This window comes from Natrialba asiatica DSM 12278 (assembly GCF_000337555.1).
Classification (GTDB): Archaea; Halobacteriota; Halobacteria; order Halobacteriales; family Natrialbaceae; genus Natrialba; species Natrialba asiatica.
In genome coordinates this window covers 37,984-57,059 of the sequence record NZ_AOIO01000030.1, presented here as the reverse complement: position 1 = coordinate 57,059, position 19,076 = coordinate 37,984, and the positions used below count along the sequence as shown (strand labels likewise).

Below are 19,076 nucleotides of genomic sequence, written 5' to 3'. Positions count from 1 at the left end.
AATCGGTACGGCAGACCGGAATCAGGCGAGCCACTCCTCCGGCTTCGTATCGTAGTCGACATCGTCGGCAGCGAGATGTTCGACCTCCTCCCAGCGGCGATCCTCGACCGTTACCTCCTCGCCGTCGTACCGCAGCAGTTTGCCCCGCTCTTCGGCTTCGGGCTCCCGGTTCCGGCGCTTTGCCACCTCGATATCGTGCTCGTCGATCTCCTTGACGATGGTCAGCAGATTCACCGGCCGGCCCCACAGCTCGAAGATACGCTTGATCGTTTCCTTCGCCTTGCCGAGATCGAGCATCACGCCGTTGTACTGGTGTCCTAACAGGAGTTCGTTTGCGTTGTTGTAGTTGCCGTCGTAGACCGCAATCGTCGGCTTGCCGAAGTTGGTAAACTGCAACAGGAGCTTCTTCTTGACGTCCTCGGCGGCGTCGCTCGCGACGTGGAACTGTCCCGTCGCCTTCGAGTGCTCGTAGGTGAAGTAGTTGTTCTCCGTGATGAACTCCTGCGTGAGGAACTCGTCCAAGAACGTCACGTCGTTGTGACTCTCGCGCACGTCAAAGAGCCGGTCCCAGCCCGCGGTGAACTCGACGTTCGAGAGCGCCTCCTCGATGCTGTCGTAGCGGGTATCGTCGAACAGGTAGCGGCCGATCTGCTCGAGTTCGTTCTGGGTGACCCGCGAGAGGAATCCGCGGTGCTGGCGCTTGACGAGCGAGTAGTGTCGGTGGGCGAGTCCCTCGTAGGTCAGAACCTTCCAGGGATACCGTTCAACGTCGATCTCGCCGTTCCGAGCCCGTTCGAGCGCCGCGTGATCGATCCACTCGTCGGGCACGTCGGCGCTCGCGAGTTCGTCGAGCGTCGCCGGCGTGATCGTGTCGATCGCCGCGGGCGGTTCGAGGTGCTCGCACACCTCGTCGAAGTCGACGACGTCTGCGAGGTTTCGCCAGGTGATGCCCTCGACCCGAAGCAGGTGCTCTAAGACCTCGCGACGGTTCGTCGTGTTCTCGACGTACTCCCACAGTTCCATGCCCAGACTGTAGGGGTTGAGTCCGCCCGAGGCGAGCACCTTCGCCATGTGGTCGGCGTAGTTCATGAACTCGTCTGCGCCGGCGAAGCCTTCGTCGGTCATCATAGTCGACTCCCAGTAGGCGGCCCAGCCCTCGTTCATCACCTTCGTCATCTTTTGGGCGGCGAAGTAGTACGCCTCGGCGCGCATCATGTCGAGGACGTCGCGTTGCCACTCGTCCATCTCGACGGCGCGTTCCGCCTCCGGATCGTACCGTTTGCCGTGCTCGCGGACGAACGCGAGGAGGTCCTTCTGTGGCTCTTCGGGGAAGGTGACGCCGCCGTCCTCGCCCTCTAAGCGTTCGAGCCACTCCTCGTCGAACACCTCGCCTTTGATCTCCTCGGAAAGTTCGAGTTCGTCCAGCTTTTCGGCTAAATCTTTGTCGAGTTCAGCCGTTGCCGCCGGGCCGTCGACGTCGAGTCGGCGCTCGAACACCTGGTGTTGATCGATGTTGTCTTCGAGGCTGAGGCAGTGGTCGATCCACTTCTCGACCTCGGCGCGGTCGATATCGGGATCAGACATGTAGTCGTCGATCGCCCGCGCGTGCCGTTCGAGCATGGCCGCGGCGTTGACCTGCTTCTCGTCGGCGCGGCCGCTGGTGAAGAGGCCGAACCACTCGTTGTTCGCGAAGAAGTCGGAGTGGGCCTCGACGTGGGTGATGACGGCCTTCTGGTCGGCGACGGTGTTCGATTCCTGGAGGAACGCGTGGGCCGGGTTGTCGTTGTTGACGATCTCGAAGGCCTTGCCGCCGCCGTACTGGCCCTGCTTTTGCTGTTTGTCGTACTGCATGCCCCACCGCCAGTGCGGGTAGCGCGACTGGAAGCCGCCGTAGGCGATGAGTTCGTTCATCTCGTCGTAGTCGATGATCCAGTAGTTGACCGGGTAGGGCTCGAGCCCCAGTTTCTCGGCCAGGTTCCGAGCCTCCGTGACCGGTTCCTCGAGGTCGGTCGCGATCGCCTGTTTGCGGAATCTGTCGGCGTTGGTGTTTCGCTTACTCATCGGACTCACTCTCCGTGCTGAGAATCTCGTAGATCGCGTCGGTCACGTCGTCGGCGTCGTTGACGTATGCGATCGCCACATCGTCGGCGTCCGTGCCGAAGTGGCGCTCGAGTTCTTCGGCGTGGGTGGCGTTGATCGCGTTCCCGCTCGGCTGGGTCTCCACGTAGGCGTGGAGGTTGGCGGGAATCTGGTCCATCATCGGGATCACCCGTTCTTCGGTGTCGTTCGAGGAGTTCTCGGAGTCGCCCGCCGCGAAGACGTAGCGGTTCCAGTCGCTCCAGGGGTACTCCTCCAGGAGTTCGGCGGCGAGTTCGTACGCGCTCGAAATTTTCGTGCCGCCGCCGCTGCGGATGCCGAAGAAGTCGTCGCGCTCGACCTCCCAGGCCTCGGCGTCGTGGGCGATGTAGACGAACTCGGCGTTGTCGTACTTGCCCTGGAGGTACCAGTCCAGCGGCGTGAAGGTGCGCTCGACGAGTTCGCGTTTCTTCTCGCGCATCGACCCGGAGACGTCGCGGATGTTGACGACGACGACGTTCTTCTCTTTCTCCTCGATGATCTCGGGGTACCGGTAGCGTTCGTCCTCGCGGCGGAAGGGCACGTGCTTGATCCCCTCGCGGCGGATCTGCTGTTGAACGCTCTCGCGTTCGACGTTGGCCTCGACTTCGGCGATCGACCGCCACGTTCCCCGTTCGTCCGCGGGAATGTCGTCGTAGGCCTCTTCGACCCAGGCCATCGACACCGGCAGATTCTCGCCGCGAGCCCACTCGAAGACCTTTCGCGGCGTAATGCCTTCGACCTTGCAGAGTTCGCGAAGGAAGTCCTCGTCGAAATCCATCGCAAGTTTGCGCTTGAGGCCTTCCTTGAACATCCGCTCGAAGTCGAGCGTGCTATCCGGGCCAGTCCGCGTGAGGTCGGTAAACGGTCCCTCCTTCTCCTCGATGACGCGCTTGCCCTTCGGCTCGAGATCGAGCCCGAGCTCTTCGTCGAGTTCCTCGGCGAACTCTTCGGGGTCCATCTCGTAGTACTCGTGGTCGCTGCCCTCCTCGCCGGGTTCGCCGTCCTCGCCGTCGTCGCCCGGCTGCGGTTGCGGCTGGCCGACCGGTTGGCCGGTGTCGGGCGTGCCGTCTTCGCCCTGTCCGACGCCGCCCTGGTCGCGCTGGTCGTACTCGAACTCTGGCAGCGAGATGATCTTGACCGGGATGTTGATCTGGTCGGGGCGGCCGCCCCCGAGGTCGCCGTACTGGATGAAGTCGGCGAGGTCTTCGCGGCGCTGTTCGCCGACTTCGCGGAATCGTTCGAGGTCGTCTCTCAGTCCCATGATTGCACCTCCGCTGCCGCCTCACGTTCGTGGTCGTGATCGTGGTCGTGGTCGTGTTTGCGGTCGTGTTCGGCAGTCAATCCCATCGGTAGCTCACCTGTCCCATGACGTGTCTGCTGGTCAGTTCGGCCGACGCCGCCGAGTAGTCGAACTCCGAGACCATTGTCTCGATCGTCGACTCCTTGACGGCGGCCGTCTCGGTCCCGCTCGGCGGGTCGTCCCACTGGCGCGGGTCGAAGTCCTCGAAGGTCCGGCTGACGTCGTCCCAGTCGTGGCTCTCGAGGACGCTCTTGATGACCGGAATCGCCGTCAGGTCGACGTTCGCCGCCGAGAAGTCCTCGTCGCGGTGCTCCCACGCGTGGCGGTTCAGCGACGTGATCACCTTCTCCCGGCGGAAGTTCCTGACGCTCTCTCTGGGAAGATTGCCCTGGTATTCGTCCTCGGAGAACCGCCCGAGGTGCTCGATCTCGAACAGCTTCATCTTCAGCGGGTCCGGCTCGACCTCTTCGCCGCGGTCGTTGTACAGCGGCTCGTCGGTCTCCCAGGCGTAGACGTGTTCGACGTACTCGGCGACGGTCTCCTCGTCGACGCGTTTCTCGTGCATGATCGCCTCGATAACGTCCGACTCCTGCTGGTCGAAGACGTAGTTCTTGACCGGCACGACGCGGTTCTCGAACTCCGAGCGTTCGCCCGTCGAGAAGACCGGCGCGTTCGCCATCCCTTCGGCCATCGAGTTCAACACGTCGCGCGGCATAACCACGTTCTCGACGCCGAGTTCGGCGTGGTGGCGGTCCCGCTCGGTCTGGAGCAACTCCGCGAGCGTATCGCGCGTGTACGTGACCGGAATGCCGTGATCGCCGTCGTTGCCGTCGTCGTCGAAGTCGAACTCGTCTTTCTCCCGGCGCGTGTCGCCCTCCTGGAGGAATCCCTGATCGTAGATCAGCGCCTTGTCGACCAGGTCGAGCCCGTTGGGCAGGTTCTCCTCGTCCAGGCGCGTGACGACCGCGTACAGCGCCGCCGCCTCGATCGCGTGCGGGGCGAACTCGCGGGTTCGCGTTTCGCCGTCCTGACCCTTGATCGTCGTCGTTATCGGCTCGCGGATGCGCGCTTCGAGTTCGTCGTAGCTCTCGGCCTCCCAGATTTCCGTCTCGTTCGCCAGTTCGCGGCGGATGAGTTCGGTTTCGAGACTCAGGTTGGTCAGGTAGCCAAAGCGGTGTTTGTCGAGGCGGCGCTTGAGCGCTTTCAGGGGGTCCATGCCGTTCCGGTCGGCGTGCTGGTTGAGCTGGGCCTCCAGATCGGGATTCGAGATGATCAGCAGCTGCGTGTCGACGTCCATCCCGATCCCCTTGTCCAGTTTGACGGACTGCTCGTCGGGGACGTTCAGCAACTTCTGGAGGAGGTCGGCGTGCTGGGCCGCGTCCTCGACGATGGTGAGGACGCCGTTGCCCTGCGACAGCACCCCGTCGTAGCTAAAGGCCTGCGGGTTCTTCCGGCCTCGCGAGTCGAGTTCCTGGAGCATCCCGTGCATCCAGGAGCCGACGAGTCGTTCCTTCGGGCGGCCCTCGTCCTCCGAGTGCAAGACGCCGACGCCCTGCCCGTGGTCGACGACGTAATTTTTCACGCGGAGGTGCTCGTCGTCGGCGATCGCCGAGAAGAGATCGTCGCTGCCCTCCCGACGGTACCGCTCTTCCAAGAACTCGTACGCTTCCCGCGAGAACGGATCGAGTTCGGTGTCGATCCGGACGGGGACGTGGTCGCCGAGTTCAGCGTTCAGATCCGCGAGCAACTGCGAGCGGACTTGCTCGGGGAACACCGACAGCGGGTGGGCCTGGACGGGGCTTTCGTACCAGTTCTGGTCGTCGCCGGCGGTCGGATCGACGCCGTAGCTCAGGCCGCGGTCGCCCGTCTCGGCGGTGGTGACGTTCCACTCGACGGTGTAGCGTCGCCCGTCGGGCGTCTTCGAGTACTCCCGGAGGCCGTTGACGAGACACCGCTTGAGTTCCGACTTGCCCGTCGCCGTCGGGCCCTCGAACCAGATGATCTTCTCGTCCTTGCCGCGACCCGCGGCGATCGACCGGAGGTCGTCGACGAACCCGTTCAACACCTCCGTGTTACCGAGAATCGCGTGCTCGCCGTCGTTGTGCGGGTCGTCGAAGAAGCGATAGCGCTCTTTCTCCTCGCCCTCCTCGACCACCGCTCGCGTCCCGGCGGCTTCGATCGCCTCGAGCAGGTACTTCGACGCGTGCGAGGCGATCGTCGGGTTCTCGAAAATCCGGTCGACGTACGCCGCGAGACTCATCGGCTCCTCGTAGGTCTCTTCGAGTTCGCGATCGGCCTCGGTGACGTAGTCGTGTCCGGTCATGTTAGTCTTCCATCTCGGCTTTGGCGACCTCCGCGCCGGCGAACTCGAGCACTTCCTTTGCGCCGCCCTCGGAGTAGCCCTGTTCCATCAGCGCGTCGATCCACGCCGAGCGCTCGTCGTCGTCGAACTCGTTGGCCGACACCAGCGCCGAGAAGTTGATGTTGTGCTTCTTGTCCTCCCAGAGCTTGCGTTCGAGGGCGCGGCGCAGGCGCTCGTTGTCCTGCGGGTTGAAGGCCTCGCCCTCGCGGGCCCTGCGGCTGACCCAGTTCGAGACCTCCTGGCGGAAGTCCTCTTTGCGGTCTTCGGGGATGTCGAGTTTCTCCTCGACCGAGCGCAGGAACGTCTCGTCTGGTTCCTGCTCGCGCCCGGTGAGTTCGTCCTCGATCGTGTCGTCGTCGATGTAGGCCATCACGTGGTCCATGTACTTTTCGCCCTGGCGCTGGATCTCGTCCAGATCGTAGGCCAGCGCGTGGCGCACGTCCTCGATGGCGCGTTCTTTGTACTCCTCGCGGACCGTCTCGAGGTAGCGGTAGTAGGTCTCGAAGTTATCTTCGGGAATCGAGCCGTGGTGTTCCAGGTTCTCCTCGAAGAAGTTGAACACCGTCAGCGGCGAAAGGAAGCCGCGAGAGCGGTGTTTGGAGTCCATGATCGCCTCCGCGATCTCGTCGCCGATGAACCGCGGCGAGATGCCGACCATCCCCTCGCCGATTTCGGCCGTCTGCTCCGCCTCTTCGCGGAGCTTCTTGATGTCGATGTCGTCGCCCTCGTCGATTTCGCCGTTGTAGGCTTTGACCTTCGAGAGGAGGTCGACCGTCTCGGCGTCCGGCTCCTCGATACGGGTGAGGACGCCGAACAGGCCGGCCATCTCCAGGGTGTGTGGCTCGACGTTGATGTCCGGCACGTCGGCGTTGTTCAGCATCTTCTGGTAGATCTGGGACTCGTCCTCGTAGGACAGGACGTACGGGAAGTCGATCCGCTTGGTGCGGTCGTTGAACGCTTCCATCTTCTCGTCGCCCTTCTTGTCCTTGTACTCGGGCATGTTCGTCCGGCCGACGATCACCTGGTCGATGTCGATCCGCGGGTTGTTCTTCGGCTTGATCGTCTGCTCCTGGGTCGCGTGCAGGAAGTCGTAGAGGAACTCGCGCTGGAGTTTGAGCAACTCCTCCCCGGAGAAGATGCCGCGGTTCGCGTTACAGAACGCCCCCGAGTAATCGAACGCGCGCGGGTCCGATTCGCCGTAGATGGCGATCTTCGAGTAGTTAACGTCGCCCGTCAACTCCGTTTCGTCCTGATTCTTCTTGTCCTTCGGCTCGAAGGTCTCCAGTCCCTGCCGTTTGTTCTCGTCGGCGACGAAGCGGATGATCTCGACGTGGTTCTCTAACACCTGCTGGAGGTCGTCGTCGTAGTACGCGAGCAGTTTGTCCATGTAGAACTCGCTCTCCGGATCGAGCGACTGCTCGTTTTGGATGGTGTACGGCGCATCCAGGCGCTCGTTGACATCGTCGATCACCCGCTGGCGCTGTTCGTACGGCAACAGAACCAGCGGGTCCTGGTTCATCGGCGACCGAACCGTATCGTCGGCGGGGTCCTGGTCTTTGATGACATCACAGAGGTTGGTCCACCGGAAGGTGTACATCCGCCCCTCCTCGTGCATCGTGTAGTCCTCGAAGTACTCCCGAACCTGCTTATCGAAGTGGGACTTCCCCGAGCCGACCGGGCCGAGTAGGAGTTTGATCCGGCGTTCCGGTCCCAACCGTCTGGCTCCCGACTTCACCTTGTTGACGAACTCGTGGATCGACTGGTGGATCACGGTCCCGTAGAAGGTGTTCTCACCGTCGTTCAACGGGTCCTCGCTGGCCAACTGGTACTCGACGACGCCTTCGGTCTCGTCGTAAGTCGTCCCGTAGTAGTCGAACATATCCGCAACGCGCTGGTGGGCGTTCCGGGTGATCTTCGGGTCGTCGTACACCGCTTGTAGGTACCAGTCGAAAGACTTGGTCTCCCGTAGGTCCGCGGGCATCGATTCCTTGTACTCCGTGCTGAGTTGCTCGAGTGTCTCGATGTCACCGGTCATTGTATCATTGCCAGTTGTGGATCCCCGTCGGTCGTGAGCCGAGAGTCGATCCGATCGCCAACCCTCGGCGTCGCGGCTACCCTCCGGAACGAGACGGGGGCTCTCGAAGAGGGCATACCCGTGCGGGCGACAGCGGCTTTTTGTGTCATGTGTGAACCCTCACCACTCACCGATGGACGGTGACCACGTCTAGAAGCGTGGGCAACGTACCAGGGTGGGCGTGGGGTGAATCGGTCCGACGGACGGATACCGATAGTATTTAATGAGTGAGTAATCCAGATACTTAACGTTGGCCCCAAAAGGTATTTATTAGGAGATTATTACAGGATATATCTGCCACTATTCTCTAGAGACGAATGGTATCGTGGACCACAGTTCGTGCCGAGCGACGTAAATGACCTGCCTGCATTGCCGTGGTTCACTCGCGCGCGCTTCGGTACCTGACCTGATATGTCTACAGGTATCAACAGTCGGGTTCGTTGCAGTAACTGAAACCTTACTCAGCGCTCGGCGACGACGGAGATTTAGGGACGGTTCTCCTACCCTCACTATGACCGATCTCGCAGCGCTCCCCGATTCCTGGGACATCTGGGCCGAGGGCGAGGACGGCCGCCTCGTCCTGGCGTACCGTCCCGATATCTTCAACGGCAGCGATCTCCCCGCCCCCTGTCTCCCGACGCTGTATCTCACCCACGGCAGGCGCACGCGTCGTCCCGGCCAGAATCCAACCGACACGACCGGCCGGAACGACTGGTACGTTACCCTCTATCTCGAACCCGAAATCACCCTCGACGGCGGCGCCCAATTTTCAACGCGATCCGACGCGCTCTCGGCCGCGCTCGAACTCGCACAGCAGTTCGACGCGGGTGAAATCGATTACAGAGACTGCTATCAGGTCCCGCGCGAACAGTACTTCGCGCGACTCGACGAGTTCACCGGACGCGAGCCCGCCGGCGAGCGCGAGAGTGAGGAAGCGTTCAGCGATCGATCCTGACGGCGGGACGTGAGGCTTAACCGCGAGTGTCGAGTAATCACTGCTATGTCTACTGTCACGCTCGTCGGCTCCCGACTCGCCGAACCGGGAACCGAGTTCATCTATCAGGGCGAGGCCGACGGCTGTGCCGGCTGTCCGTACCGGAGCCAGTGTCTCAACCTCTCGACGGGGACGACCTACCGCATCACGTCGGTTCGCGAGAACGCACAGACGCTCGAGTGTGCGATGCACGACGGCGGCGTCCGCGCCGTCGAAGTCGAACCCGTGCCCGTGCGCGCGAACATCCCGACCAAGGGCGCGTTCGCCGGAAGTAAGGCGAGTCTCGCCGGCCCCTGTCCGTACGTCGAGTGCCCGAGCCACGAGTTCTGCGAGCCCGACGGTGCCGCCTTCGACGAGGAGTACCGGATCAGCGAGATGCTCGGCGACCCGCCACACGACGACTGTCACCTCGACCGGTCGCTCCAGTTCGTTGAACTCGAACAGGAGGACTAAACGCGGTCGGCATCGTCCGGTTAGTTCTGTTCTTGTACAGACTCGTCGTCGAGCCAGGTACCGGCCCAACACTCGATTTCGTCGAACACCGGCTCGAGTGATTCGCCCTTGTCGGTGAGACTGTAATAGGTCGCGATCGGGGCGTCCTCCTCGATGCGGCGCTCGACGAAGCCCGTCTCGCCGAGATCGTCGAGGACGCGCGAGAGCGTTCGTGCGTTCGCGCCGGTCGAGCGCTTGAGTTCGTTGAACCGCTGTTCGCCCGAGAGCAGTTCGTGGAGGACGGCCAGTCGCCACTGGGAGCCGATCTGTTCGAGCGATTCGATGACTGAGCAGGCGCCGGCGTCGGTTTCGCGGGTATCGATTTGCTGGGAAGACATTCGATTTGCAGTCCCTACGGCGTGGAGTACTATAGCAGTTCGGAAACGAACTAGCTAACGTGGCGTTACCGCTGCCCGGCCGAGTTCACGAGTCTCGTCGGACCGACGACAGTCGAGTTCAGCACGCATATCGGCTGGAAACGGCCGAATTCTGATGCACAGTGGCACCGCGACCGTCACACTCCCCGGAGAATCGTCCCAACGGGACAGTTATGTACCACTAGCAACAGGTATCGGATGTGCAGGCTGATACCACGCGTCGGGGCGTCCTGGCCGGTGCGTTAGCTGCCGGCGTTGGCGGGCTCACGTTGACGTCTGCCCGGGAGTTGCTCGATCAGTTCGCACCGCTCTCGGGCGACGCCTGGGACGCGGCGGATCGGTCGCTCCCGGACACCGTCGAGAGCCCCTACGGCGAGGCCAGCGTCCGTCACGACGAGTTCGGCGTGCCGACGGTCGCGGCCGACGACGAGGCGGCGGCGTACTTCACCGTCGGCTACGCGCAGGCGTTCGATCGGCTCTTCCAGCTCGACCTCCAGCGGCGGGTCATGCGCGGACAGGTTTCCGAACTCGTCGGCGAGTCGACCGTCGAGGACGACGAGTTTCACATCGCGATGGACTTCGCGGGGGCGGCCGAGGCGACCTGGGAACACGTTTCCGAGACGCCGGCCGGGCCGCTGATCGAGGCCTACGCGGACGGCGTCAACGCGGTGATCGAAGACGAGCAGCTCCCCCTCGAGTTCGAACTGCTCGGGGCCGAGCCGGAGCCGTGGACGCCGGTCGATTCGATGCTGATGGAAAAACAGATCTCGTGGGATCTAACCGGCTCCTTCGCCGAGTTGCGGCAGGCGCTGCTCGCGGATCGACTCGGCGAGGAAACCGCAGCTGAACTCTATCCGGAGCGGCTGGATCACGACGTGCCGATTCTTCGGGACGCGGTCGAGGGGGAGCGACTGGATGCGGACGAACGCGGTGACGGCGAGACGGAGCGCGAAAATGGAAGCGAAGCGGCGACCCATACCGGAACCGAGGGCGATGCTGCGAACGCTGTGGACCGACTCCGACAGTCCGAGACTGCATCCGACACCGACAGCAATACTGCTGCCGAGCACACTGCCGCCGTCGGCCCGGCGCTTCTGAACTGGCTGTCGACATTCGAGTCGCCGCCGGGCGTCGGTTCGAACAGCTGGGTCGTCTCCGGCGAGCACACCGAGAGCGGAACCCCGATCGTCGCCTACGACCCGCATCTCACCCTGATGACGCCGCCGCTGTGGTACGAGCAACACGTCGAGACCGCCGACGCCTCGGTTCGCGGGGCGACCTTTCCCGGCGTCCCGTTCGTCATCGCCGGAACCAACGATAGCGGCGTCTGGTCGTTCACCAACGTCGGCGCGGACGTACTCGACTGCTACGAGTACGAGTTCGACGAAGCAGGCGAGCGCTACCGCTACGAGGATGAGTGGCGCGAGTTCGAGACCGAGGAACGCGAACTCGCCGTCGCAGGGGGCAAGAACCGCACGATAACTGTCAGGAAGACGGTTCACGGGCCGGTCCTCGAGCGGGAGGGCCAAACCGTCGGCGTCGCCTGGACCGGCCACACGGCGACCCGGACGACCGAGGCGATCTACGAGTTCGGCCGGAGCGACGGCCTCGACGACGTGCTCGAGTCAACCCGAAAGTTCGACCTGCCGACGCAGAACCTCGTCTACGCGGACGCCGAGGGGCGGACGATGTACTACGCGACGGGCAAGCTCCCGATTCGGGAGGTCGACGGCGAGGCGGTAGCCGGGAACCGAATCTTCGACGGTTCCGCGGGCGAGGGGGAGTGGGACGGTTTCACTCCCTTCGGCGAATCCTCCTGGGACGGATTCGTCCCGTTCGAGGAGAAACCGCACGTCATCGATCCCGATATACTCGCGACGGCAAACCAGCGCGTGACCGACGACCCGACCCACTACGTCGGGACCGGCTACGCGACCCCCTACCGCGGGCAGCGGATCTATGAGCGACTCGACGAGCGCGTCGGCGGCGGCGAGCCGACCGATCTCGACTTTCATCGCACCCTTCAGGACGACGCGTACGACGAGCGGGCAGCGCAGCTCGTTCCCGCCCTCGTAGACGCCGTTCGAGCGAGCGAGACGACCGGGCTCGCGAACGCCCGCGAGGCCCTCGAATCGTGGGACTACCGCATGGACCGCGACTCCCGCGGCGCGCTCGTCTTCGCCCGCTGGATCGAGCACTACCGGCGAGAACTCTTCGAACCCGCGTTCGACGACGCGGGACTGGACGACTCGTACTATCCGAACGATTGGGTCGTGGCGACGCTGCCGGCGGACGGCGAGTTCTTCGCCGAGCGCTCGCGGGCCGAGACGATGATCGCCGCGCTCGAGACGACGCGAGACGAACTCGACGAGGAGGGCTGGGACGCGTACGGCGACTGGAACTCGACGCGGGCGATCGAGCATCCGTTCGGCGTCGAAGCGCCGTTTCTGGACTACGAGACGGAGCCAGCCGACGGGTCGCGGGCGACGGTCAAAAACTACCGCGTCGACTCGGCCGTCGGCTCGAGCTGGCGGATGGTCGTCGAACCCGGCGGCGGCGCGACGGCGATTCTCCCCGGCGGGAACTCGGGCGACTACTTCTCCGAGCACTACGACGATCAGTTCGACCGGTGGCGAAACGGCGAGCAGAAAGCGATGGATCGGACGGTCGACGACGGCGAGGCGGACGTCTCGTTCGTGGAGGACGGCTCATGAACGCCGGCTCGGCTGACGGCGACCGCGCCGCATCGGAACCGACGGCGGTTGCCACCGCCGCCGACGATACCGACACAGACGCCGACACCGGCACCGATGCAGACGGGGGGAACCGATCGCTCGTCGCCGAACTCGGTCGCCGGCTTGAAGCCGTGAGAGCCGATCCACGCCAGCGAGCCGTCGCGATCGCCCTGACGACCGTCATCGGACTCGCGCTCGCGTGGCTCCACTGGTTCGGGCTCGTTCTCGCGGGCGCGCTCGTGGGTCTCGTCTCCGCGAGCCCGTGGCGCGCGCTCGCCACGGCGGCCGGCTTCGGACTGGTCGCCCTCGGGCTCTTCGTCGTCAGTCTGGGCGGCGCGACCGCGACGGTTCTCGAGATGCGGCCGGTCGTCTATCTCACCGTCGGCAGTGCGATCGGGCTGCCGATGCTCGGCTCGTTGGTTCGGGGGCTCGTCTAGCCTGTGTGGCGACTCCCGGGACGATAATCGGCGACGGTCGCAGTCCCGAACCCCGACAGAACTGTTTTCTTCCCGCTCGTCGATCCTCGCATATGGAGTACACGACGCTTGGAAACACCGGCATGGAGGTCAGCCGCCTCTGTCTCGGCTGCATGAGCTTCGGGTCGAGCGACTGGCGCGAGTGGGTGCTCGAAGAATCGGAAAGCACGGAGATCATCGAGCGCGCCATCGACCTCGGGATCAACTTCTTCGATACCGCCAACATGTACTCGCGGGGCGAATCCGAGCGCATCCTGGGCGACGCACTCGCCGAGTTCGACTACCGCGATGCGGCCGTCATCGCGACGAAGACCTACTTCCAGATGCGCGACGACGACCTGAACTCGGGCGGGCTCTCGCGAAAGGCGATCGAACAGGAACTCGCCGCCAGTCGCGAGCGCCTCGGCGTGGACGCGATCGATCTCTACCAGATCCACCGCTGGGACGACGACACGCCGATCGAGACGACCATGCGCGCGCTCGACGACGCCGTCCGCCGCGGCCACGTTCGGTACGTCGGTGCCTCCTCGATGTGGGCCCACCAGTTCGCCGAATCGCTGCACGCGAGCGACCGACTCGGACTCGACCGGTTCGCCACGATGCAGAACCACTACAACCTCGTCTACCGCGAGGAAGAACGCGAGATGCTGCCGCTCTGTGCGAAAGAAAACGTGGGCGTCCTCCCCTGGTCGCCGCTCGCCCGCGGCTACCTCACGCGTCCCCACGAGGACATCGACGCGACGACGCGCGGCAAGACGGAAGAGTACCTGTACGACCACCCCTACCGAGAGGGCGGCGGCCCCGAAATCAACGAGCGCGTCGCCGAACTCGCCGCCGAAAAGGGCGTCACGATGGCACAGATCGCCCTTGCCTGGCTGCTCCACAAGGACTGGGTCGACGCGCCGATCGTCGGCACGACCAGCGTCGAACACCTGGAACAGGCCGTCGACGCGCTCGATATCTCGCTGTCGGCGTCCGACATGGCCTATCTCGAGGAGCCGTACGAACCGGTTCCCGTGTCGGGCCACTCGTAACTGCACTCGATTACGGAAGTTCCTCGGCGGCGGCGACCAGTTCCGCCTCGGTTTCCCAGCGGTGGAGTCGCCCCTCCGACTCGAGCAGCTCGAAGACGCCGTCCTGCATCCAACCGAAGGGGTGGTCGTCCTCGCCGTCCGGGTACTCGCGCTTGAGGACGTGACTCTTCTCGAAGAACTCTGACGTGCCGGCGAGCAGCCCCTGTTCGACGAGGAAGTCGCTCGGCTCCTTCTCGGCGACGCCGACCACGTGCGTGACGAGATCCGCGATAAGGCAAAACTTCTGAATCCCGTTTTCCCACTCGCCGCGAACGTCGACCATCCGGAACGCGTAGGCATCGGATCGTCGATTCAACCGGTCGACGACGAGGTTGAGCCGCCGGATCGGTTCGCGGTCGTAGCTACCGAGGACGAAATAGGAGCGGTCGCTCTCGTAGATCGGCGTCAGCTCGCTCAGCGAGTGCAAGATGGCCTCGTTGTCCGCGAGTGAGATGTCCTCCCGGTCGAGTCGCTCGTAGGCACTCGTGAGGACCGCCTCGGGGACAGCCGGCTGTGAGTCTGTCATGTGCAATGAGTTTCGGCAATCGACCATAGTAGTTTCCGGGTCGTTTCCGATTTTCCGATTCTTTGTGCTCGATCGAGAAAGTGGCAATAGAGGCCCGAAAGACCGATAACGTGGGACACAAGTATCGGAAATCAATCGGAATTCGACGAGTTCAGTATCTTACCCGCGAGTGATTTACTCCAGAGTAACTTACTTGGTGTCCCAGCACGTAGCCCGCCGTATGAGTACCCGGCTCGGCACGTCCGAGGGACCGAACACCCGCGAACTCCTTCACTTCGTCACCCAAGAAACGCGATTTGCACTGCTCATGAACGTACTGCAACACCCCGAGCAACTCCCCTCGATGTACGAACTCGAGCAGTTGAATCCGAGCGTTAGCGAGGCGACCGTTTACAAACACGTCCAGAAACTGATCGAGGCCGGAATGCTCGAAGCGGTGGAACTGACCGAAGACGAGCGCCAGCAGGGGTATCCGTGGAAATTTTACAGGCTTACTGCCGAGGGGCGGCAGTTCCTCGACGAACACAATCTGCTCGCCGCGGAGGAGACGCTCCAACACCTGTACGAGACGATTTCCGATAAATCGGCGAAGATGCAACGGTACGAGAGCGCGCCGCGGCCGTCTGTCGAGTGAGCGGCGGTCGAATCGCGCCGTTCAGCGCACAGTCGCCCTCGGCCGGGTGCGACCGCAGATCTGGAGGGCTTGGTGACAGGGCTCAGGAGAACCGCGAGGCGATGTCCGCCTCGGTGATGATGCCGACCGTCTCGCCGGCTTCGGTGATCATGACGGCCTTGTAGTGCTCCAGTAGATTACTGATCTCGTCGAGCGTCGCGTCCTTCGAGACGGTCGGGAAACTCTCGCTCATGTGGTCCGCGATCGGCTCATCACGGGCCGCAGCGTCCAGGTGGACGAGGCCGCTTTGACTGATCGAACCGACGGGAATGCCGTCCTGAATCACGGCGAGTTGCGAGTAGGCTTCTTCTTCCATCTTGCGTGCGGCTTCCGTAACGGGATCGTCCGGCGACACATTCACGACGGCCTCGTTCATCAGGTCCGCCGCGCGAACTACGTCGCTTTCGGCTTTCTCCAGTGCGTTGACGATCCGTCGAAGCGTCGAGAGGCGGGGGTCGACGTCTCCGCCTTCGATCCGGGCGATCAGCGGCTGAGAGACCTCGGCCTTGTCGGCGAGTTCACTCTGGGTTAACTCGAGTTCGGTCCGGCGCTGGCGGAGGTCCGCGGGCGTGGGAAGTTCCATACCGGTGGATAACCAGGGGTTATAGAAAGTCCTTTGGGTGGCTGGCGGTCCGCGTCCGAAGCGGGGTGTCGCGGGGGCTATTCGTCCTCGGGGACCTCGATGATTTCGACGACGGAGAGGGGGACGTCTCGGAGCGCGCCGCCGACTTCGCTCTTTGCGATGCGGGAGGCGTGTTCCTCGCCGTCGGCGTTGAAGACTTCCATCTCGAGAGCGAGGCCGACGAGCGCGGTTTCGGCTGCGACGAACGCCGAATCGAAGGGCTCACCGCATGCGGGACAGCCCGTCGCGCCGACTTCGACTTCGACGTAGTCCATATCTTCGCTGTTGAGGCGCTTGCCGGCTTCGCTGACCGCGACGCCGATCGCGTCGTCGATCGCGTCGACATCCCGAACGAGCCATGCTGCTTCCATCGCGACGAGGTAATTGCCCATATTTCCTGGTCGGTCCGGGGGGTTTCCTGTCTTGCGGTTCGATGCTGACCGGAGAGCAACCGCGCGAGTGTTGCTTACCGCGTGTGCCAGCGCCTCGGCGCGCACGCGAATTCGATCATCCCTGTAAGTTATGCGAATTGAGCTAGTCGATTCCCGCCTGCATAGCCGGATGTCGGGTCGGGTACAGGTTCAGTTGCTCGGACTGAAAGTGATTTTGAATCGCAAGACGACGTCGCCCCCATCTGGGATTAACAAACGTTATGATTTTTCCAGCTTACAAACGCTTATATATCACCTCCGTCTGACCCACGACTGAACGCTGATGATATCCCGCGTGTACCGCGCAACGCTGTTCGCACTGTACCAACTCTGTATCGTGACCGGTATCGTCGCAATGCCGCTCGCAATCGCCGCCCGCCAGGCCGGAATCACGCTGCCCATCCACCGACTCATCGACACCGTCGAAACCGCTTACGACGCCACCCAACCCTGATTACTCGCTGAACTCGTTTGCTCGACCGTACGCCTGCACTCGGTAGCGACGCGAGTTCAGTAGTACGCCGGGTCGAACCTGCACTCGGACGAAGCGGAAACAAGGACGATGACCGCCGATGTTTTATATCGTGCCGGTCGTAATCTTCGGTCAATGCGAGCACCACAGCATAATTCGGAGTTCTCCCGGACGGTCGATCAGTTGGCCGACGATTCGAACCCCTACGCGCCGGAGGTCGGATCGCTGCCGCAGAACGACCTTTCGCGGGCCGACCTGGACAACGTCAACAAGACGGGGACGACGACGATCGGCATCACGACCGAGGACGGCGTCGTCATCGCGACGGACATGCGCGCCAGCCTCGGCGGCCGGTTCGTCTCGAACAAGAACGTCCAGAAGGTCGAGCAGATTCACCCGACCGGTGCGCTGACGATGGTCGGCAGCGTCGGCGGCGCCCAGTCGTTCATCTCGAGCCTCCGCGCCGAGGTTAACCTCTACGGGGCGCGTCGCGGTGAGGCGATGAGCATCGATGCGCTTGCGACGCTCGCCGGTAACTTCGCTCGCGGCGGCCCGTTCTTCGCGATTCACCCCATCCTGGGCGGCGTCGATTCGGAAGGCAGTCACGTTTACAGCATCGATCCCGCCGGCGGCGTCATGGAAGACGACTACACCGTCACCGGTAGCGGGATGCAACTCGCCTACGGTCTGCTCGAACAGGAGTACGAGGACGGCCTCTCGAACGACGACGCGACCACGATCGCCGCCCGCGCGATCAAGTCCGCCGCCGAACGCGACACCGGCTCCGGTAACGGCGTCTTCCTCTGCGAGATCACCGACGAGGGCGTCGAGATCAACGGTCACCACGACTTCGAAGAAGTCGTCTGAATCTAAACGACCTCGATTCCGAGTTCGGGAGTAGTGACCCGTCCACCGGGGCTGTTGGCGGCTTTTCTGGCTGTTGCTGTTGTAGTGTAGAGATCCGTGTCGTTGCCGTCTAGCGGAATAGTGGCTTGTCCGACGGAAACCGAGACTGCCTGCGGATCGCGTTCAGTCGTCGGCAGCCTGTTCTGCGTCCGCGCGCTCGTCCGTCGAACCGAGGATTTCCGTGCGATGTTCGTCGAGTAACGGGGCGCGACCGCGCGGTTCGGGCGGCGTCTCGGTCATCTTGATCGGCGAGCCGGCGATTTCGACTTCCTCGTCGGTGCCGGGTTGGTCGACCGGGACGAGCATGTCACGCGCGTGGACGTGCGAATCGTCGAAGATGTCCTCGGTGTTTTGCACCGGCGCGACGGGAACGCTCCCCTCGAGTTCGGCGACGAGTTCGTCCGTGGTTCGATCCGCGGCCCAGTCGGCGAGTTCGGCGCGCAAGAACTCGCGGTGTTCGAGTCGGTCGGCGGTGGTGGGGTAGTCGTCGGCGAGGTCCGCGCGGTCCATGGCGGCGCAGACCTCGGTCCAGTGGTTCGTGCCGAACGCGGCGATAACGGCGTAGCCGTCGGCGGTCTCGAAGGCGTTGTAGGGAAACAGCGTCGGGTGGGAGTTGCCCTGTCTGGTGGGCGGGGTGCCGGTGTAGGATTGCTGGTAGACGGCGCGTTCGGTCATGCTGATCATCGAGTCGTACATGCCGGTGTCGACGTACTGGCCCTCGCCGGTCTGTTCGCGGTGGTTGACGGCGGCGAGGATGCCGATGCAGTTCAGCGTCGCGGTGAAGAGGTCGCCGATGCCGGGGCCGACCTTCGTCGGGGGGCCGTCTTCCTGGCCGGTAATCTCCATGACGCCGCCTAGGGCCTGGGCGATGAGGTCGAAGGAGGGCTGGCCCTGCCGTTCGGTTTCGCCCGTGCGCGGATCGCCGAAGCCTCGGATCGAGGAGTAGATGAGTTCCGGATTGAACTCGGTGAGCGTCTCGTAGCCGAGGTCGTACTTCTCCATCGTGCCCGCGCGGTAGTTCTCGACGACGATGTCGGCTTCCTCGACGAGCGAGCGGAAGTCCGCGCGGTCGTCCGCGTCGGCGAAGTCGAGTTCGATGCTTCGCTTGCCCCGGTTGACGCTCTGGAAGTAGCCGCCGTAGGCCTCTTCGTTGGGGTCGTCGACGAACGGGGGATTCGACCGGATGAGGTCGCCGCCGGGACGTTCGATCTTGACGACGTCGGCACCCATGTCCGCGAGTAACATCGTGCAGTACGGGCCGGCGAGGACCTGTGTGAGGTCCAGCACGCGCAGGTTCGAGAGTGCGCCCATGGTGTGGGTGGTTGCGACACCGCCACCTAAACCTTTACCATCGATCATGTAGGTGTGAACTTGTGACATAGAGGGGCTGTTAAGGTGTTTAAGGAATATTATCATGGAAAATCATTAGGTTTATACCCAGGTCC

General features: G+C 63.3%; 17 protein-coding genes. 8 read left to right on the top strand and 9 right to left on the bottom strand.

Annotation, left to right across the window (positions count from 1 at the left end):
- Positions 1-21: 21 nt before the first annotated feature.
- The 4 genes from C481_RS11745 to C481_RS11730 all read right to left on the bottom strand — a co-directional run bounded on the left by C481_RS11745 (position 22) and on the right by C481_RS11730 (position 7,815).
- Complete coding sequence (locus C481_RS11745) at positions 22-2,061, bottom strand: SpoVR family protein (protein ID WP_049904620.1); 2,040 nt, start codon at positions 2,059-2,061, stop codon at positions 22-24.
- Positions 2,054-3,379, bottom strand: coding sequence for a YeaH/YhbH family protein (locus C481_RS11740; protein WP_006109431.1), 1,326 nt, complete (start codon positions 3,377-3,379; stop codon positions 2,054-2,056). The genes C481_RS11745 and C481_RS11740 overlap by 8 nt, the downstream gene beginning before the upstream one ends.
- 76 nt (positions 3,380-3,455) lie before the next feature.
- Positions 3,456-5,741, bottom strand: a complete 2,286-nt coding sequence (locus tag C481_RS11735; RefSeq protein ID WP_006109430.1) for a PrkA family serine protein kinase — start codon at positions 5,739-5,741, stop codon at positions 3,456-3,458.
- 1 nt (position 5,742) lies between these two features.
- Positions 5,743-7,815 (bottom strand): PrkA family serine protein kinase, encoded by a 2,073-nt coding sequence (locus C481_RS11730; protein ID WP_006109429.1) that lies wholly within the window; start codon positions 7,813-7,815, stop codon positions 5,743-5,745.
- A 550-nt stretch (positions 7,816-8,365) separates the two neighbouring features.
- Between C481_RS11730 and C481_RS11725 the strand changes: the two genes are divergently transcribed.
- On the top strand, positions 8,366-8,809 hold the full coding sequence (locus C481_RS11725) for a DUF5820 family protein (protein WP_006109428.1): 444 nt from the start codon (positions 8,366-8,368) through the stop codon (positions 8,807-8,809).
- 45 nt (positions 8,810-8,854) lie between these two features.
- Entirely contained in the window at positions 8,855-9,301 is a 447-nt protein-coding gene (locus C481_RS11720; RefSeq protein WP_006109427.1) for a UPF0179 family protein, read from the top strand.
- 20 nt (positions 9,302-9,321) lie between these two features.
- Here the strand turns inward: C481_RS11720 and C481_RS11715 are convergent, their stop codons facing one another.
- Complete coding sequence (locus C481_RS11715) at positions 9,322-9,678, bottom strand: winged helix-turn-helix transcriptional regulator (protein WP_006109426.1); 357 nt, start codon at positions 9,676-9,678, stop codon at positions 9,322-9,324.
- 239 nt (positions 9,679-9,917) lie between these two features.
- On the opposite strand from C481_RS11715, the gene C481_RS11710 reads away from it, so the two are divergent.
- From C481_RS11710 to C481_RS11700, 3 genes are all read left to right on the top strand, one after another.
- Positions 9,918-12,431 (top strand): penicillin acylase family protein, encoded by a 2,514-nt coding sequence (locus C481_RS11710; protein ID WP_006109425.1) that lies wholly within the window; start codon positions 9,918-9,920, stop codon positions 12,429-12,431.
- Positions 12,428-12,889, top strand: coding sequence for a hypothetical protein (locus C481_RS11705; protein ID WP_006109424.1), 462 nt, complete (start codon positions 12,428-12,430; stop codon positions 12,887-12,889). The genes C481_RS11710 and C481_RS11705 overlap by 4 nt, the downstream gene beginning before the upstream one ends.
- A gap of 92 nt (positions 12,890-12,981) precedes the next feature.
- The gene (locus C481_RS11700) at positions 12,982-13,962 is read left to right on the top strand and encodes an aldo/keto reductase (protein ID WP_006109423.1); all 981 of its coding nucleotides are present in this window, start codon (positions 12,982-12,984) and stop codon (positions 13,960-13,962) included.
- 10 nt (positions 13,963-13,972) lie between these two features.
- On the opposite strand, the gene C481_RS11695 is transcribed toward C481_RS11700, so the two are convergent.
- A complete protein-coding gene (locus C481_RS11695) occupies positions 13,973-14,527 on the bottom strand; it encodes a hypothetical protein (protein ID WP_006109422.1) in 555 nt (184 codons plus the stop codon).
- Between the two features lie 220 nt (positions 14,528-14,747).
- On the opposite strand from C481_RS11695, the gene C481_RS11690 reads away from it, so the two are divergent.
- The gene (locus C481_RS11690; RefSeq protein ID WP_006109421.1) at positions 14,748-15,161 is read left to right on the top strand and encodes a helix-turn-helix transcriptional regulator; all 414 of its coding nucleotides are present in this window, start codon (positions 14,748-14,750) and stop codon (positions 15,159-15,161) included.
- Positions 15,162-15,243: 82 nt separating this feature from the next.
- Here the strand turns inward: C481_RS11690 and C481_RS11685 are convergent, their stop codons facing one another.
- Both C481_RS11685 and C481_RS11680 read right to left on the bottom strand, forming a co-directional pair.
- A complete protein-coding gene (locus C481_RS11685) occupies positions 15,244-15,783 on the bottom strand; it encodes a CBS domain-containing protein (protein ID WP_006109420.1) in 540 nt (179 codons plus the stop codon).
- Between the two features lie 77 nt (positions 15,784-15,860).
- Positions 15,861-16,214: a DUF555 domain-containing protein gene (locus C481_RS11680; RefSeq protein ID WP_006109419.1), complete on the bottom strand. Its 354-nt coding sequence runs from the start codon at positions 16,212-16,214 to the stop codon at positions 15,861-15,863.
- Positions 16,215-16,536: 322 nt separating this feature from the next.
- Here C481_RS11680 and C481_RS22205 point away from each other — a divergent pair, with 322 nt between their 5' ends.
- Both C481_RS22205 and psmB read left to right on the top strand, forming a co-directional pair.
- Complete coding sequence (locus tag C481_RS22205) at positions 16,537-16,707, top strand: hypothetical protein (RefSeq protein ID WP_006109417.1); 171 nt, start codon at positions 16,537-16,539, stop codon at positions 16,705-16,707.
- Between the two features lie 153 nt (positions 16,708-16,860).
- Entirely contained in the window at positions 16,861-17,592 is a 732-nt protein-coding gene (gene psmB / locus C481_RS11675; RefSeq protein ID WP_006109416.1) for an archaeal proteasome endopeptidase complex subunit beta, read from the top strand.
- A 162-nt stretch (positions 17,593-17,754) separates the two neighbouring features.
- Here psmB and mct read toward each other — a convergent pair whose 3' ends face one another.
- Positions 17,755-18,942, bottom strand: coding sequence for a succinyl-CoA:mesaconate CoA-transferase (gene mct / locus C481_RS11670; protein WP_006109415.1), 1,188 nt, complete (start codon positions 18,940-18,942; stop codon positions 17,755-17,757).
- Positions 18,943-19,076: the final 134 nt, after the last annotated feature.